Annotated in this window: 17 protein-coding genes; all 17 read left to right on the top strand. The window is 57.7% G+C overall.

What is annotated here, in order from left to right:
* Positions 1-2 precede the first annotated feature (2 nt).
* From EYW45_RS14630 to EYW45_RS14705, 17 genes are read left to right on the top strand one after another with little or no spacing between them, the layout of a single operon-like run.
* Positions 3-1,214, top strand: a complete 1,212-nt coding sequence (locus tag EYW45_RS14630) for a phage portal protein (protein ID WP_161136113.1) — start codon at positions 3-5, stop codon at positions 1,212-1,214.
* On the top strand, positions 1,198-1,839 hold the full coding sequence (locus EYW45_RS14635) for an HK97 family phage prohead protease (RefSeq protein ID WP_161136114.1): 642 nt from the start codon (positions 1,198-1,200) through the stop codon (positions 1,837-1,839). Before EYW45_RS14630 ends, EYW45_RS14635 begins: the two co-directional genes overlap by 17 nt.
* Complete coding sequence (locus EYW45_RS14640) at positions 1,839-3,035, top strand: phage major capsid protein (protein WP_161136115.1); 1,197 nt, start codon at positions 1,839-1,841, stop codon at positions 3,033-3,035. The genes EYW45_RS14635 and EYW45_RS14640 overlap by 1 nt, the downstream gene beginning before the upstream one ends.
* A 43-nt stretch (positions 3,036-3,078) precedes the next feature.
* Positions 3,079-3,294: a hypothetical protein gene (locus EYW45_RS24335; RefSeq protein ID WP_202444709.1), complete on the top strand. Its 216-nt coding sequence runs from the start codon at positions 3,079-3,081 to the stop codon at positions 3,292-3,294.
* On the top strand, positions 3,294-3,590 hold the full coding sequence (locus EYW45_RS14645; RefSeq protein ID WP_202444710.1) for a head-tail connector protein: 297 nt from the start codon (positions 3,294-3,296) through the stop codon (positions 3,588-3,590). The genes EYW45_RS24335 and EYW45_RS14645 overlap by 1 nt, the downstream gene beginning before the upstream one ends.
* A gap of 9 nt (positions 3,591-3,599) precedes the next feature.
* Complete coding sequence (locus tag EYW45_RS14650) at positions 3,600-3,932, top strand: phage head closure protein (protein WP_161136116.1); 333 nt, start codon at positions 3,600-3,602, stop codon at positions 3,930-3,932.
* Entirely contained in the window at positions 3,925-4,401 is a 477-nt protein-coding gene (locus tag EYW45_RS14655) for an HK97 gp10 family phage protein (protein WP_161136117.1), read from the top strand. Before EYW45_RS14650 ends, EYW45_RS14655 begins: the two co-directional genes overlap by 8 nt.
* The gene (locus EYW45_RS14660; protein WP_161136118.1) at positions 4,398-4,751 is read left to right on the top strand and encodes a DUF3168 domain-containing protein; all 354 of its coding nucleotides are present in this window, start codon (positions 4,398-4,400) and stop codon (positions 4,749-4,751) included. Before EYW45_RS14655 ends, EYW45_RS14660 begins: the two co-directional genes overlap by 4 nt.
* 60 nt (positions 4,752-4,811) lie before the next feature.
* Positions 4,812-5,471, top strand: coding sequence for a phage tail protein (locus EYW45_RS14665; protein ID WP_161136119.1), 660 nt, complete (start codon positions 4,812-4,814; stop codon positions 5,469-5,471).
* Positions 5,471-5,785, top strand: coding sequence for a phage tail assembly chaperone (locus EYW45_RS14670; RefSeq protein WP_161136120.1), 315 nt, complete (start codon positions 5,471-5,473; stop codon positions 5,783-5,785). Before EYW45_RS14665 ends, EYW45_RS14670 begins: the two co-directional genes overlap by 1 nt.
* Before the next feature lie 29 nt (positions 5,786-5,814).
* Complete coding sequence (locus EYW45_RS25035) at positions 5,815-6,093, top strand: DUF1799 domain-containing protein (protein ID WP_161136121.1); 279 nt, start codon at positions 5,815-5,817, stop codon at positions 6,091-6,093.
* Position 6,094: 1 nt separating this feature from the next.
* Positions 6,095-8,866 (top strand): phage tail tape measure protein, encoded by a 2,772-nt coding sequence (locus EYW45_RS14680; RefSeq protein ID WP_161136122.1) that lies wholly within the window; start codon positions 6,095-6,097, stop codon positions 8,864-8,866.
* A complete protein-coding gene (locus tag EYW45_RS14685) occupies positions 8,866-9,219 on the top strand; it encodes a hypothetical protein (protein ID WP_161136123.1) in 354 nt (117 codons plus the stop codon). The genes EYW45_RS14680 and EYW45_RS14685 overlap by 1 nt, the downstream gene beginning before the upstream one ends.
* A complete protein-coding gene (locus tag EYW45_RS14690) occupies positions 9,219-9,692 on the top strand; it encodes a DUF1833 family protein (protein ID WP_161136124.1) in 474 nt (157 codons plus the stop codon). The genes EYW45_RS14685 and EYW45_RS14690 overlap by 1 nt, the downstream gene beginning before the upstream one ends.
* Before the next feature lie 25 nt (positions 9,693-9,717).
* Positions 9,718-10,107: a BPTD_2524 family lipoprotein gene (locus EYW45_RS14695; protein ID WP_161136125.1), complete on the top strand. Its 390-nt coding sequence runs from the start codon at positions 9,718-9,720 to the stop codon at positions 10,105-10,107.
* Positions 10,108-10,149: 42 nt separating this feature from the next.
* Entirely contained in the window at positions 10,150-10,533 is a 384-nt protein-coding gene (locus EYW45_RS14700; RefSeq protein WP_161136126.1) for a hypothetical protein, read from the top strand.
* A complete protein-coding gene (locus EYW45_RS14705; protein WP_161136127.1) occupies positions 10,524-14,450 on the top strand; it encodes a host specificity factor TipJ family phage tail protein in 3,927 nt (1,308 codons plus the stop codon). The genes EYW45_RS14700 and EYW45_RS14705 overlap by 10 nt, the downstream gene beginning before the upstream one ends.
* Position 14,451 lies beyond the last annotated feature (1 nt).

A 14,451-nucleotide genomic window follows, 5' to 3' on the forward strand; every position in this document is an offset into this window, starting at 1 on the left:
ATATGGCATCTCGTTGGTACAACCCGCTGTCCTGGCGCATGTTCGGGTACACCGATCCTGCGACTGGGGACTATGTCGAGGTTGACGCGACCATTGGCGGCCGGCGCACGAAATCCGGCTTGGTGATCACGCCGACCAAGGCGATGACGATCCCGATCGTCTGGTCGTGCGTCAAAGTCTTAAGCGAGACTGGCGCGGGGCTACCGCAGAAGCTTTACGACGATGCGACAGGCGTGCGTGTACTGGCGCCAAAGACGGGGCGTAACGCCCGCTTGCTGCGTAAGCCTAATCCATACATGACCCGGCTGAATTTCCTCAAAGCCATGATCGTAAACATGGCGTTGCGGGGCAACGGTTTCGCGATCATCGAGCGCAACCGACAGAACGAATGGATTGGTACGGTGCCGGTGAGCGCTGATGATGTCGAGGTCAACACTGACGACGGTTTGGTCTATTGGGTGACGTTGCAGGGCAAGCGATTTCCGGTGTCGCCTGAGAACATGCTGCACTTCAAGCTGTTCAGTGCCGATGGCATCAACGGCATGTCGCCTGTCGAATGCATGGCCGAGTCAATGGGCTTGGCGAAGACCGCACAGGACTGGTCAGCGCGCTTCATGCGCAAGGGCGGGTTTACCGGTGGCTACGTTGTCTATAAGGAATTCCTGACGCAAACCCAGCAGGAGCAGATCCTCAAGAAATTCCCTGACATTCGCGAAGGTGATGTCGAAGACATTGGGAAGATGGCCATCTTGCAGGGCGGCCCATCGATCGTGCCGGCCGGCATCAGTCAGAAAGACAGCCAGTTCATCGAGTCGCAGCAATTTCAAGAAGAAGCGCTCGCCGGTGTTTGGGGCGTGCCGCTTTACCTCGCTAACCGCGCTGGCAAGACTTCGATTCAGGGTTCGAACCTGGAGCAACAGGACAGCACATTCGTGAAGTACGGGCTGGGCCCGTATGTGAAGGCGATCGAGGACGAGATCAACGACAAGCTGTTTGCCGACAGCACGTTGTTTGTCGAGTTCAGCATGGAAGGCCTATTGCGCGGCGATAGCGCCGCGCGGGCCTCTTACTACACAGCCGCCTTGGGCGGCAATAACGGATCTGGGTGGATGTCGGTAGACGACGTCCGCGATTTGGAGAACCTTCCTCGTCTCGGAGGCGATTACGGCCGGGTCACTCTGTGGGAGATGGAAAGCAATGCTAACGAAACTTGAAGTCCCGTTCGACGTTAAAGCAGTCGATGATGCGGGCAATTTCGAGGGTTATGCCTCGGTATTCAACAACATCGACCTGGGTGACGACATCATCATCCCAGGGGCGTTCACCAAGGTGAAAACCACACGAAAGGGTCAGCTAAAGCTGGCCCTTTTTCATGATCTCACCCGCTTGATTGGCGCGGCCGATTTCCGGCAGGACGACCATGGCCTTTACGTGAAGGGCAAGATCAATCTGAACGTCTCGTATGCGCGTGACGCCTACGAGCTGATGAAGGACGGCACGCTGGACAGTATGTCGATCGGCTTCAATACCATAACCGCGGCCTACGAAGAGCGCGCTGGCCGCACCGTCCGGGTCATCAAAGAGGCTGAATTGTGGGAGGCATCTGTCGTCCCCTTCGGCATGAACCCAGAAGCGCAAGTCACGAGCGTGAAATCGGACATACGTCTTTTCGAGGGTGCCTTGCGTGATCGCATGGGGCTCTCGCAGAAGGAAGCGGCGGCAGTCGCTTCGCTCGGCTATCCCGCACTACACCGTGACGGTGGCAGTGAGGCCACGGAGATCGTGGATGAGCTGAAGGCAGTTTCTCAACTATTCACATCTCATTTCGGAGCCATTTAATGGACATCAATGAAATCAAAGGCGCTCTCGAGCTGCAACTGAAAGACGGTTTCGCAGGGCTGCAGAAGAAGTACGACCAAGTCATCGAAGGCCAAGAGCGAGGCGAGAAGGTCACCAACGAACTCAAGGGCCAGATCGAGAATCAAAAGGGCGAAGTCCAAAAGGTCATCGACAAGGTGCAAGAGCTGGAAGAAAAAGGCGTTCGTTTGCGCACGCCCGGCGCCGAGAAGAAGGGCTTCATCGACTTCGTGAAGGGCAACGACGCCTACAAGCAACTCGTCGAGCGCAAGCAGGACAAGGCCGAAATCGAAATCACCAAGGGCGACTTGGCGTCGATGTCGGAAGTGAAGGTCACCAGCGCCGGCATCGTGGCGCCGAACTACGACCCGCTCATTCAGGACAAACCGCGCCAAGAGCTCAAGATCCGCGATCTGATCCCGACCACGCCCGTGACCGGCCAAAGCTACAGCTACTTCGTCGAACTGCTGCACACGCGCGGCGCCGGCATGGTGGCAGAAGGTGGCGCTAAGCCGCAGAGCAACGTCACGTTCGAGCAGAAGACCGATACGGTCAAGAAGATCGCCGTCTGGATGCCCGTCACTGACGAAGCGCTTGACGACGTGCCGCAACTCTACAGCTACATCCAGGAACTGCTGCGCTACGACCTGAAGCTGGCTGAAGAAGGTCAGATCCTCAAGGGTTCGGGTGCCGGCAACAACCTCAACGGCATCATGACGCAGGCCACCACGTTCGACGCGGCCCTGTCGAAGGCTGGCGACACGGCAATCGACACGGTTCGCCGTGCGATCTACCAAGTGCGCAAGCAGTCCAAGCGATCCGCCGACGCGGTGGTCATGACCGAGCTCGACTGGATGAACGTCGAGTTGCAGAAGGACGCCGACAATCGCTACCTGTTCGCCAATCTGCAGGGGCTGGTGACCCCGGTTCTTTGGGGCCGGCCGGTTGTTGCATCCGACAGCATGGATGAAGGCGACGGCGAAGACACGGGCGGCGAGTTCCTCGTCGGCTCGTTCGCGCAGGGTGCCCGCATCTACGACCGCATGGCCTTCACGGTCAAGGTTGGCTGGATCAACGATGACTTCATCAAGAACCAGCGCGTTGTGCTGGTGGAAGAGCGCTTGGGCCTGGCTGTGCGCCGTCCCTACGCCTTCGTGAAGGGCACGTTCGCAGCCTGATCCAACGGGAGGGGCTTCGGCCCCTCCCACATCGGAGAGCAAGATGGATATCAAGATCAAGTGGGGATTTGAAGATGACTCGCGCACGCTGGATCCCGAAATGACCGCGATCAAGGCCGGCCGTACGTTCAAGAACGTCGACAGCAAGTATGCGCATGACCTGATCGGCCGTGGCCTGGCGGAAGAAGTGAAGCCTGCGGCCAAGGTAGAAGCCAAGCCTGCGGCCAATAAGCAAACCGGCCCGAAAGAGAACAAATAATGGATCTGGACATCGTCAAGCAGCATCTGCGCGTCGACCACGACTCCGAGGATCTGTTGATCGAGGTCTACATATCTGCAGCAAAAGCTTTCGTGGCGCAGCACTGCAATTGCGAGATCGTGGAAGAGGGCATACCAGGGCCAGAGCAGATGGGCTACACCACCGATGTGCAGCAGGCCGTTTTGCTACTCGTCGGTCACTGGTATGCAAACCGCGAGACGGTGGTGGTTGGCGCCGCTCCCACCGCCGTACCCCTTGCGGTCACCAGTTTGCTCTGGACGCGCAAGCGGTTTTAAGGAGCCAGTATGTTGCGAGCAGGAAGCCTGAACCGAGCCGTCGTGATTCAAAAGGAGATCGGCGAGCAAGATGCCGCAGGGCAGCCAGTTGACGCATGGGTGGACGTAGCCACGGCATGGGCGAACATCGCTGCAAAATCGGGCCTCGAGGTGGCAGCTTCCGATTCTCAGGTGTCGGCGGCCCGATATTCAATCCGCATTCGGTACCGACCGGGAATAACCGCGGCAATGCGCGTGATCCACGCCGGCGCCGTTTACGGCATACAAGCGGTGCTGCACGATGAGGCAGGCCGGCAGCACACTGATCTGGTTTGTGAGCGACTGGACACGGCCAATGGCTGACAATATTTCACTCCGCTTCGAAGGCAACCTCATCGGTGATTTGGATCGCCTGGAGAGCGGCCTGCAGGAAAAGGTGTATCGATCGGTGGCGCATGCCGGCTCGATTGTCTACTACGACGAAGCGCGGCATTTGGTCCCGGTGGTGTCCGGGAAACTTAGGGATTCGATCTATCGTGTCTTTGCCGATGACTTATCCAACGGCCAAATCAAGGTCTACGAAGTCTCGTGGAACCACAAGAAAGCGCCTCATGGTTGGCTGGTCGAAAACGGCCACCTTTACGCGGTCAATGAAGGCGGCAAGCGCGTCATGAAGCAGACGACTGCTGTCGGATTCATTCGCCGTGCAGGGGATCGCGCTGGAGAAGTCATCAAGGCAATGGAAAAGCGCGCGGTTGAACGGATGGGCGAATTGCTCGCCGAGCAGATCGCTGGGCCCGCTCAATTGCCGGATGCAGGAGAGACAGGATGAGTGTCGAAGGTGACTTGTTCACGGTACTGAAAGGTCTGGTAGGAAATCGAGCTTACCCGGACATCGCGCCGCAAAATCCCGTGCTTCCTTTCATCGTTTACCAGCAGGTGGGTGGTCAGCCAATCAATTTTCTCTCTGGCGTGCCCGACAAGCGGAATGGACGGTTTCAGATAAACGTGTGGGCGAAGACTCGCTCCGAAGCCGGCTCGATCATCCGACAGGCCGAGGACGCAGTAAGGCTCTCCCCGACATTGTTGGCCGATACGCTGAATGGTGCGCTTTCCCGATATGAAGAAACGACCGGCTGGTATGGGTCGCAGCAAGACTTTTCCATTTGGTTCACCACTTAACCGCCCGTTCGGGCAACCGCAACAGCCACCCTCGGGTGGCTTTTTTACTGGAGCTCCACAATGACCGTCCGCCTTCCGAACGGCGCGATTGTATCGATCGCATCCACCTACGGGGTTGCCGTACCCGTTACCGGCATTTCGAACGCCAACCCTGCCGTCGTCAGCGCACCCACCCATGGCTTCGCTGACGGCGCTATCGTCGAAGTAAATTCTGGCTGGTCGTCCCTTGCCGGCCGCATTGGACGTGTTGCCGATGCAGATGCCGGAACCTTTGAGCTCGACGGCGTGAATACCACGAGCGTTATCCGCTATCCAGCTGGCGGTGGCGCGGGGACTGCCCGCAGCGTCTCGGGTTGGACGCAGATCAGCCAGGTGCTGGAATCGGCATCGTCCGGTGGCGAACAGCAGTTCTACAACTATTCGTTCCTCGAAGATACGGGCGACGAGCGCCAAATCCCGACCATTCGCAGCGCCATGCAGATGACGCTCACCATCGCCGACGATGACACGCTCGCCCATTACCCGGTGCTGACACAAGCAAACGACGATCGCACACCGCGGGCAGTCCGCTTCCAGTTGCCGTCTGGCTCCATCATTCTGTTCAATGCCTATGTCAGCATGTCCAAGATGCCGAGCACTACCAAGAACGAAGCGATGGCCCTGACCGTCACGCTCTCGATGACCGGCGAGCCGACCCGATACAGCGCAGAGGGGGCCTAATGTTTAAGGTCATAGCCAAACCAACTTTCGAGGGGACGGCGAAGATCCCGGTCGCCGGCGAGAAAGATGCAGACCTCAAGCTAATCTTCAAGCACAAAACGCGCGATGAAGCACGAGAGTACTTCGATCGTGTCGGCAAGTCCGAAGCATCGGACGGCGAGATTCTGGCGGAGATCATCGAGGGCTGGAAAGACGTGGATACCGAGTTTTCGGTTGAAGCGCTCAACCAGGTAACTCAGAACTATCACCAAGCGGTTCCGGCGATCTTCCACTGCTATACAGCCGAGCTCAACAAGGCCCGCACAAAAAACTAACGGCCGTAGGCCAGGCCCTCTACTGGAAGGTGCCAGACGCTAAGGAGCTTGGGGCGTTTGGGCTTTCAGTCGAGGACGTGAGACCTACGGGGGTTGAGATTTGGGCTGAAAACGAACGATCCGTCGACGTATTCATTTCGATGGGTACCCAGTGGCGTGTCGGCATAACGGGCGCGACCGGGCTGGATTATGGGCCCTTGCCGTTCGTGATGCGGACGCAGGGGATCAAGCGAAGTGATTGGACGACGATTCTCGATGACATCCGTGTCATGGAGATGGCAGCGTTAGAAGAAATGCACCGGGATTGATATGACGAACGTTGCTGGCAAAACAGTATTGCAAGTAGGGGTAGATGGCACCCAAGCGACTGCTGGCATCGATGGCATCAAGAAATCTGTCCAGGACTTGAATAAGACGGTCGACAAGACCGCACAATCCTCGTCTGCGTCTTTCAAGGTGCTAGGTCAGGCTTCTGACGACGCTGGGAACCGGATCAGCGCAGCAGGTCGCCGGACTCTGAAGGCGTTGGAAAATGAGGCCAATCGCGTTGGGCTGACTAAAGGTGAGTACGCTCAGCTTCGCGCTGAGAAGGCCGGTGTGGCAAACGCCGCAGCCCCTTTTGTTGCGCGGATTACTGCAGCCAGCACGGCCACGGCTAGCCTTGGTATGTCTGCCAAAGCCACGGCTGCGGCAATGCGAGGTGTGCCGGCGCAGTTGACTGACATTGTGGTCGGCCTGCAAGGTGGGCAGGCGCCATTGACGGTTCTCCTGCAGCAAGGCGGACAGCTGAAGGACATGTTTGGCGGGGTCGTGCCGGCAGCTAAGGCACTTGGCAGTAGCTTGCTTGGGCTGATCAACCCCTACACGCTTGCGGCAACGGCAGTGGCCGGCGTGACCTACGCGTATTACTCCGGTACGCAGGAGGCAGCGAAGTTCAGCAAGGCGCTGATTGAGAGCGGCAACTTTGCCGGTCAAACGGTCACGTCGCTCCAAACGCTTGCTGCTTCAGTAGCAACTTCCACCGGAGTGACGCAAAGCCAGGCGGCCGAGATCGCAACGGCTGCGGTGTCTACGGGCCAAATTACCGGCGCCATGATTGAGACAGTTACGACCGCCGCGGCGCAGTTGGAGAAGACGGGCGGTCAGGCGGTCGAGAAAACGATCGAGCAGTTCATTGCCTTGGGGAAAGAGCCGGCGCAGGCGTCAGCGGCGTTGAACCAACAGTACAACTATCTGACGGTCGCGGTGTACGACCAGATCGTTGCGCTCCAGAAGCAAGGTGATACTCAGGGAGCGGTGAAGCTGGCGATGACGACCTATGCTGATACGGTCGCCAACCGCACAAAGGATGTTCAGGAAAATCTTGGCTTTATCGAGCGCGGCTGGAATGCGGTCAAAAATGCCACTTTAGGCGCCGTCGATGCCGCGAAAGGTATCGGTCGAGGTAGTGTCGACCCGCTTGGCGACCAGATCCGCACTGCGCAGGAGGCTATCAGCCAGATCGAGGCCAGGCAGGCTGGCGGCGCAGGGCTGAATGCTGACGGTGCTGCACGCCTCTCGCGCGCCCGCGACAACCTCGCAATGCTTATCGAGCAGCGAGATACTCAAAAGGCGATCGTAGCCCTTGACGCTCGGTCAGTAGAGGAAGAGAAGCGCAAGATTGCAGCTCGTCAGGAGTTGGCCCGCCTAGACGACTCTATCGCTTCCAAGGAACAGCAGCGGGCCAAGTCGGCACGGGAAATCCGCCGCATTGGAGCAGCAAATGGCCTGAGCGAAAAGGAGATCAACGATCGGATTGCTCTGTCTGACGACAAGTACAAGGATCCGAAGACTGCGACGCCAAAGGCCTACCGCGACAGCGCGGCGGCAACAATGTTGCTGCAGCTTAAGGAACAAGAAGCGTCGCTGCGAGCCCAGGCAGACGGCGAGAAGAAGATCACTGATGCGTCGAAAGATCGAGCCAAGTTTGAGCAGCAGATCGCCGACCTGAAAGAAAAGAAGATTCTGACGGCAGACCAAAAGAGTTTGCTGGCAAATCAAGACGCCATCCGCGCCCAACTCGATCGAAACGTTGCGATCTCTGCTGAGGTGAAGCAGCGCGAGGCGCTGATCAAGCTCGAGGAACGAGCAGCGCAGATTCAAGCGTCTATGACGTCGTCTCAGGCTAGCCGTCAAGAGCAGTACGACCGAACGCTCTCAGCATATGGGCAGGGCGATCGGACTCGTCAGCGCGTGCAGTCCGAGACGGGTATTCGCCGAGAGTACCAGCGCTATCTGGACCAACTGAACAAGTCGGCTAAAGACGGGCTTATCAATAGTGATAAGTACGCCGAGGCCAGCAAGGCGATCGCTGATGGACAGGAAGTCGCTCTCCAAGCGCAGCGTGAGTTCTACGAGCAGGAGGATCAGCTTCGAGGGAGCTGGCAGCTGGGTTTCGAGAACGCTTTCCAGAACTACTCCGACAGTGCTGCCGATGCCTACAAGAGTGCCGGCAACATCTTTGGCACGGTGTTCGGAGGAATGGAAGATCAGTTGACCTCGTTCATCTCCAAAGGCAAGGTCGACTTCAAAAGCTTTGCCGACAGCATCATTTCCGACTTGGCGCGGGTTTATGCGAGGCAGGCGATTTCTGGACTGGCGGGGATGCTGGGTCAAGCATTTGGCGGTGCTGCAGCGTCTAGCGCTGCATCGACATCTGCTTACCAACCAGGAAGCGATGGGTTTATCCCAACATTGGATATCTCTGGAGGACGTGCGATCGGCGGGCCGGTTTCGTCAGGCTCGATGTATCGCGTCAACGAGAACGGATCGCCTGAATTGGCGAAAGTGGGCAGCAAGCAGTATCTGATGATGGGCAACCAATCGGGTTCAGTCACCCCGTTGAAGGCGCTTACAGGAAGTAGTTCGCAGCAAGCTGCCCCTCAAGTTGAATTCAACTTGATCAACCAGTCGAGCCAGCCCCTACAAGCCAAAGGCGGGGATATGCGGTTTGATGGTCGGCGCATGATCCAAGACGTGTTCATTGTCGACATGAAGACCAACGGGCCAATGGCTCGCGCAATGAAAGGAGCGATGGGATAATGGCGACGCCGAACTTTCCTGCTTACGCGCGCATTTTGACAGAGGGTTACGGTGAGGCGCCAGACTACGGAATGCTGAGAAGTGACATGGACGGCGGGCTTGCTAAACAGCGTCCGCGCCGTACCAAACCGATTGTCACTCGCACCGTTCGAGTAATGGTTCGCAGTACGGCGGAAAGGCTGGCGTTCGACACTTTCCATCGGGTCTCACTATTCGGCGGTAGCGCTTGGTTCACCTTTGTTGATCCGGTCGATGCTGTTTCGAAGCAAGGCCGTTTGGTGGGTGGCTCCATTGGCTGGAGCAAGATGGGGCCGCTTTGGTTCTTCAATAGTTCGATCGAGACGGTAGGCTGATGCGCAATATCTCGCTTTCTGGACGCCGCAACATCTTGGCCACCAGTTCGACGGAGCCTATGTTGGTTCTGCTGGAGATCACTCATGTGGATCTGGTGGTCGCAATCCGCGTGGTGAACAACACCGAAAGCATCGTCAGCCAGGGCAACACGTTTCTGGCCACTGCATTCGAGTTGCTATTGCCCGACGACATTGAGGGTCAAATTCCACAAGCCACGCTTTCGGTCGACAATATCGGGCAACAGCTTACCCAGTGGCTGGAAGTCAGCCGCGGTGGGCAGGGCGCTCGCTGCCGCATGATGATGGTGGCTCCCAGTCTTCCGAATCTGCTGGAGTACGACATGACGATGGACATGACCGGCCTAAAGATAGACAACCAGAAGGTGTCGGCGCAGTTGGGTTTCGTCAACACGCTTGGAAGATCGGCTGTAGCAAAGACGTTCAACCCGCAAAGCGCACCGGGGTTGTGGTAGATTTTCCTCTCATTGGGGAGGGGCTATGTACGTGAAATTGGCGGGTGGTTTGGTCGTTATTTTAATAACCGGCTGTGCAGCAGGGATGAAACCAGGCAAGGACTACACCAGTCAAAGTTTTGTTATCCCATACAGCCTCAATGAGGCTTATCGTCGGGCAGACGTTCAGGCGCGGGCTTGTTCGCCAGCTGCTTCGACTGCGGGCAGCTTCTATGCCGAAAGCGGCACAGCCCAAGTCCGCACTGGTATGCCGCCCATCAGTGATGGCGATTTATATCGCGCGGAATTACGATCCCTAAACGCATCCAGTACTGAGATAAAGCTCTCGGTTGCTGATCATGGCGTTTGGGATGATCGAATGATAGGAGCCGCAAGGCGATCTATAGAAAGCGGCACAGTGGAGTGCCGAAAGTAAAAAACTACCGCCTTCGGGCGGTTTTTTATTGCCTGGACTTTTATGCACTGGTCAGACAAATACGTGTTCGAGCCGTACATCCCAGGGGAGGGTGATTGTGCATCTCTTGCGTCGCGTGTCAGCGCCGAAGTGAGCGGAAAAGCAGTGGATCTTCCCTGTTCACACGCAACTACGTTACGAGAGCAAACCAAGCAAATTCTGCAGTTCAAAGATGAGTTGGCATCACGCATCGGTGCAGCGAAGGATGGCCAGCCGGCGCTGTTCGAGGGCCGCGGCAGGCTCTGCCATATCGGCGTGATGTGCTGGATTGCCGGCGAATGGTGGGTGCTACATGCGGATCGTGGCTGTGGATTTGTTGTTAGACAAAAGCTGCGCGAGATGACGCGGCTTCATTTCAAACTTGAAGGCTTTTATCAATGGCTGTAGCTCAATCGCCCGCGCTCGTCAGCATGCCGCACCCGCTAGTTGCCGATCGTCGTGCTGTTTGCTTCGAGCCGTTTCTCGATCGTGAGACGCTTGGCGCCTACGTAATTCGGACTGGCGTGGTTATGCCGAACGGACCCGTGGCTGTTTGGCATAACGGTTATCGAGTTCCGGATGCGCTGTGGGACAGACTGATTCCTCGCTTGGGCGATCAGATTGTCGTCCGTGGTCGAGTGGAAGGCGGCGGAGGCGGCAATAAAGTCCTGCGCACGGTTGCATTGATTGCGGTGGCTGTTGCGTCAGCTGGCGCGGGTGCTTGGGCTGCTGGAGCTTACGCACAAGCTGCAAATGTTGCTATTGGGTCAAGTGGAGCTCTTATGGCGGGGGCAGCAGCAGCCTCCGTCGTAATGATTGGCGGCAGCCTTGTAATACAAAAGCTTCTCCCACTTCCCAAGCCATCCACTCCCGCCCTCGCACAACAGAATGCCGACGCGCCCAGCTTCGCCATCGGCGCAGCTTCTAACCGCTCGCGGCCGTTTGAGCCGATGATGGTGGTGTTTGGCCGGCACCGCGTATATCCCGACCTGGCCGGCAATCCGCACACGTTCTATCAGGGTGACGACCAGTTTTTGAACCAGGCGTTTCACTTTGGCGTGCAGGAGGAAATCGACATTACCGATCTTCGGATCGGTGACACTCCGATCGTGAACTATCAGGGCGTCGAGATTCAACGCTCGGCCCACGATGGGCAATTGACTCTGGTGCCGGATAACGTCGATACGCTGCAGGGTTTCGATCTGCTGTTTGCAGACGGATGGAACGCACGAATTACGCCGGCTGACACCTACCATGTGCAGGTCGAACTCGTGGGCCAGGTGTACAAGGTCAACCCGCAGACTGGTGCGTTTGAGTCAAATGCCGTCGAGGTACAGGTCGAGTACCGCAGCTATCCAGAGGGAAATTGGGTGCCGATCGGAGGTTACACCGATCCTGTCTACGCGACGCACTACTGGGCCTTGGGCGTTTACAGCAATGCGAATGACGACCAGAACAACCGCTATTGGACGCAGATTCGGTATGGATCGCTGAACGCAGCTGACCACGTCAACGGCGAGCAGTATCAGGAGTGCTTTACGTCTGGTGGTGGCGACGTGGGAGAAACGCAGTATTGCACTACCTACGAGTGGCGCTGGCTACCCCATCCATATCAGTTGGGCCGGCCTTGGTCTGGCGTGGCGCCGGATCCGCTTATCGGGTACACGACCACCTCGAACACACGCTTGATCGGCAGTTCCAGCAAGCCGGTGCGAATGACTGTCAGCTTCAATACCGGTCACGGTCAGTATGAAGTCCGCGTGCGGAAGATGAATGAGGACGTTGCTACGAGCCTCGAAAGCAATGCTGTATCCGTCAGCCAAATCCGGGCTTATCAGGACACGCCCGCCGATTACACCGGACAGACTCGACTTGGTGTGCGGGTTCGGGCCACAGCACAGTTGAACGGCTCGATCGCCCAACTTAACGGCATGGTTGAGGCCAAGTGCAATACCTTCAACGGCACAACGTGGACTATCAAGCACACCCGCAATCCGGCTTGGTGGTTTCTGCGGTTTGCGGTAGGTCATCGGGACGGCGATGGCAATCGGGTGTGGGGCTGTGGGATGCTCTATTCGGAGGTCGAACTCGATGCTATCTACGCTTGGGCGGCTTGGTGCCATGCTCGCGGGCTGACGTTCGACTATGTGCTAACGCAGCAGAAGACGTCGCACGAAATGCTAAGCATGATCGCGCGCGCCGGCCGTGCCTCCTACACCTGGCAGACCGGCAAGCTCGGCGTGATATGGGACGCTGCGAATCAGCCCTACGTGGGCATGATCGGGCCATACAACATCAAGGCCGGCACGTTTGAAGTGTCCTATGCAGATGCCACGGTTGATGAGATCGTCGGCACCTTTATTAACCCCGCACGCAATTGGGAAGCGGACGAAGTGCGCGTGCGTGTTCCCGGCGCGCCCATGCTGAACAGCCCGTTGAAGCTAGACCTCGAGGGGACTACGGATGCGGCTTTGGCAGGGCGTGAGGTGAACCTGATTGCCGCTAGTCAGCTTTTCCACCGCCGCCGCGTGGTGTGGGAAATGGACATCGAGGGCATGATGTGCACGCGGGGCGACGTGGTGCAGGTCAGCCACGATCTGACAGTTTGGGGCTACGCCGGCCGTCTGCTGGGTGGCTCGCGGTTCGCGTTACGTCTCGATCGCTCTGTGCCCGTCGCGGCGACCTTCGGATGGATGACATTGCGCAGCCCGCTGGGCCACTTCATTACGTTTCAGGTGAGCGGGCCCGGTGGGACTGTTGCCGGTGAGTACGACACGCTTTATCCGATCGCACCCATCCAAGCGGATTTTCCCGTCCCCGACGAGGTTAACGAGGACGGCATCGTTGCTTTGGACTGGGCGTGGCAGTTCGATCCGCTTGCCACACCTGGCCGCCGCCTGAAGATCGTGCACGCGCAGCCGACGAACGATGAGGGCGTGCGATTTGAAGCCGTGGACGACGATCCCAATTACTACGCATCGGAGTGGAATCCATACATCTACACGCCGCCGCGCGATGGTGCGCTGATTGGCGGGGTGGTATTTGCACTGTCGTTCTCGGAGACCATCAACGCCGTTGCCAACGACGATATCGCTGTGAGGTTGGATTATGTTCTGTCGTCTGCCGGCCGTGTGCTGGTCGAGTATCGGATCAATGGAGAGGGCTACACCGCCGTCGAAACAACGGAGCGTTCCTTCACGATCCCGGCGCATAGTGGCGATTTCATTCTGGTCACCGTCACGCCATTGACTCTCACTGGCAAGGGCACATCAAAAGACGGCTCATATACGGTCACTGGTCTGCTTGGGCCTGTTCCTACTGTGACTGGCTTGACCAGTGTCTACCGTGATGGCCTGACAGTCTTGAAATGGAATGAGGTCGGAGATGTCCGGCCGCTGCAATACGAGATCCGTATCGGTACGTCATGGCAAAACTCGCAGACGATTGCCGTCACGCGAAACGTGGAGCTACTGGCTGTCGGCAATGGCCGGTACTTTGTCGCTGCGCGCTATGACACAACGCGTGGGGACGTCATCTACGGCACGCCGGATTCTTTGCAGGTGGCAGGAGCAACGCTTGTACGCAATGTCCTTGTCGTCAAGCAGGAGCATCCAGCGTGGTCCGGGACGGTGAGCGGCGGCGCATTCATCTTCGACGGAAAACTAACCCTTGCGGCATCCGGCGACATCTTGAGCGCTCCGGACATGCTGGCGCTTGATGATGTGCTTTGGTATGGCGGCGTGCCCGCCAGCGGCGTCTATGAGACGAATGACGCCAATATCATCGATATTGGCTACCCGGTGCCGGTGAGGGTTGATTTCGATCTGTCAGCCTACGCCATCAACTTCTCCGAGAACATCCTGGCCTTGGAAGACTTCCTCTCGGAAGCGGACATTCTGAACGACTCGAATCAGCAGTTCTACAACGTTCGACCGCAGATCCGCAGCGCGTTGGTAGCGGGGGAGTGGACTGATTGGGTGGACTATGTGCCGGGGCTGATCCAGGGTCGCTTCTTCGATGTGCGTCTTGTGCTTGAAACCCGCGATCCGATGATCGTGCCTTTCGTGGAGCGATTCACATGGACGGTGGATGTCCCCGACATGATCCAGCGCGGCGAGATCGTCACAATTCCCGCTGCCGGCGCCCGCATCACATACCCGAAACCCTTCCATGCCACGCCAAACGTCCAGATTACTTGGCTCGACGCGATCGCTGATGACCGCTACGTGCTCACGAATCAGGACGCTACAGGCTTCAACATCCGCTTTTACAACGCATCAACGCCGGTCGCTCGGCAAATGAATCACATCTCTCAGGGCTACTGAC

It is taken from the genome of Schauerella aestuarii (assembly GCF_009866805.1).
Classification (GTDB): Bacteria; Pseudomonadota; Gammaproteobacteria; order Burkholderiales; family Burkholderiaceae_B; genus Schauerella; species Schauerella aestuarii.

Excerpts from the sequence above, each read along its gene's own strand:
- EYW45_RS14665 (WP_161136119.1), top strand. The coding sequence starts at position 4,812 with ATGACCGTCCGCCTTCCGAACGGCGCGATTGTATCGATCGCATCCACC.
- EYW45_RS14645 (WP_202444710.1), top strand. The coding sequence starts at position 3,294 with ATGGATCTGGACATCGTCAAGCAGCATCTGCGCGTCGACCACGACTCC.
- EYW45_RS14650 (WP_161136116.1), top strand. The coding sequence starts at position 3,600 with ATGTTGCGAGCAGGAAGCCTGAACCGAGCCGTCGTGATTCAAAAGGAG.
- EYW45_RS24335 (WP_202444709.1), top strand. The coding sequence starts at position 3,079 with ATGGATATCAAGATCAAGTGGGGATTTGAAGATGACTCGCGCACGCTG.
- EYW45_RS14705 (WP_161136127.1), top strand. The coding sequence starts at position 10,524 with ATGGCTGTAGCTCAATCGCCCGCGCTCGTCAGCATGCCGCACCCGCTA.
- EYW45_RS14640 (WP_161136115.1), top strand. The coding sequence starts at position 1,839 with ATGGACATCAATGAAATCAAAGGCGCTCTCGAGCTGCAACTGAAAGAC.
- EYW45_RS14690 (WP_161136124.1), top strand. The coding sequence starts at position 9,219 with ATGCGCAATATCTCGCTTTCTGGACGCCGCAACATCTTGGCCACCAGT.
- EYW45_RS14635 (WP_161136114.1), top strand. The coding sequence starts at position 1,198 with ATGCTAACGAAACTTGAAGTCCCGTTCGACGTTAAAGCAGTCGATGAT.
- EYW45_RS14685 (WP_161136123.1), top strand. The coding sequence starts at position 8,866 with ATGGCGACGCCGAACTTTCCTGCTTACGCGCGCATTTTGACAGAGGGT.
- EYW45_RS14695 (WP_161136125.1), top strand. The coding sequence starts at position 9,718 with ATGTACGTGAAATTGGCGGGTGGTTTGGTCGTTATTTTAATAACCGGC.
- EYW45_RS14630 (WP_161136113.1), top strand. The coding sequence starts at position 3 with ATGGCATCTCGTTGGTACAACCCGCTGTCCTGGCGCATGTTCGGGTAC.
- EYW45_RS14700 (WP_161136126.1), top strand. The coding sequence starts at position 10,150 with ATGCACTGGTCAGACAAATACGTGTTCGAGCCGTACATCCCAGGGGAG.
- EYW45_RS14680 (WP_161136122.1), top strand. The coding sequence starts at position 6,095 with ATGACGAACGTTGCTGGCAAAACAGTATTGCAAGTAGGGGTAGATGGC.
- EYW45_RS14660 (WP_161136118.1), top strand. The coding sequence starts at position 4,398 with ATGAGTGTCGAAGGTGACTTGTTCACGGTACTGAAAGGTCTGGTAGGA.
- EYW45_RS14670 (WP_161136120.1), top strand. The coding sequence starts at position 5,471 with ATGTTTAAGGTCATAGCCAAACCAACTTTCGAGGGGACGGCGAAGATC.
- EYW45_RS14655 (WP_161136117.1), top strand. The coding sequence starts at position 3,925 with ATGGCTGACAATATTTCACTCCGCTTCGAAGGCAACCTCATCGGTGAT.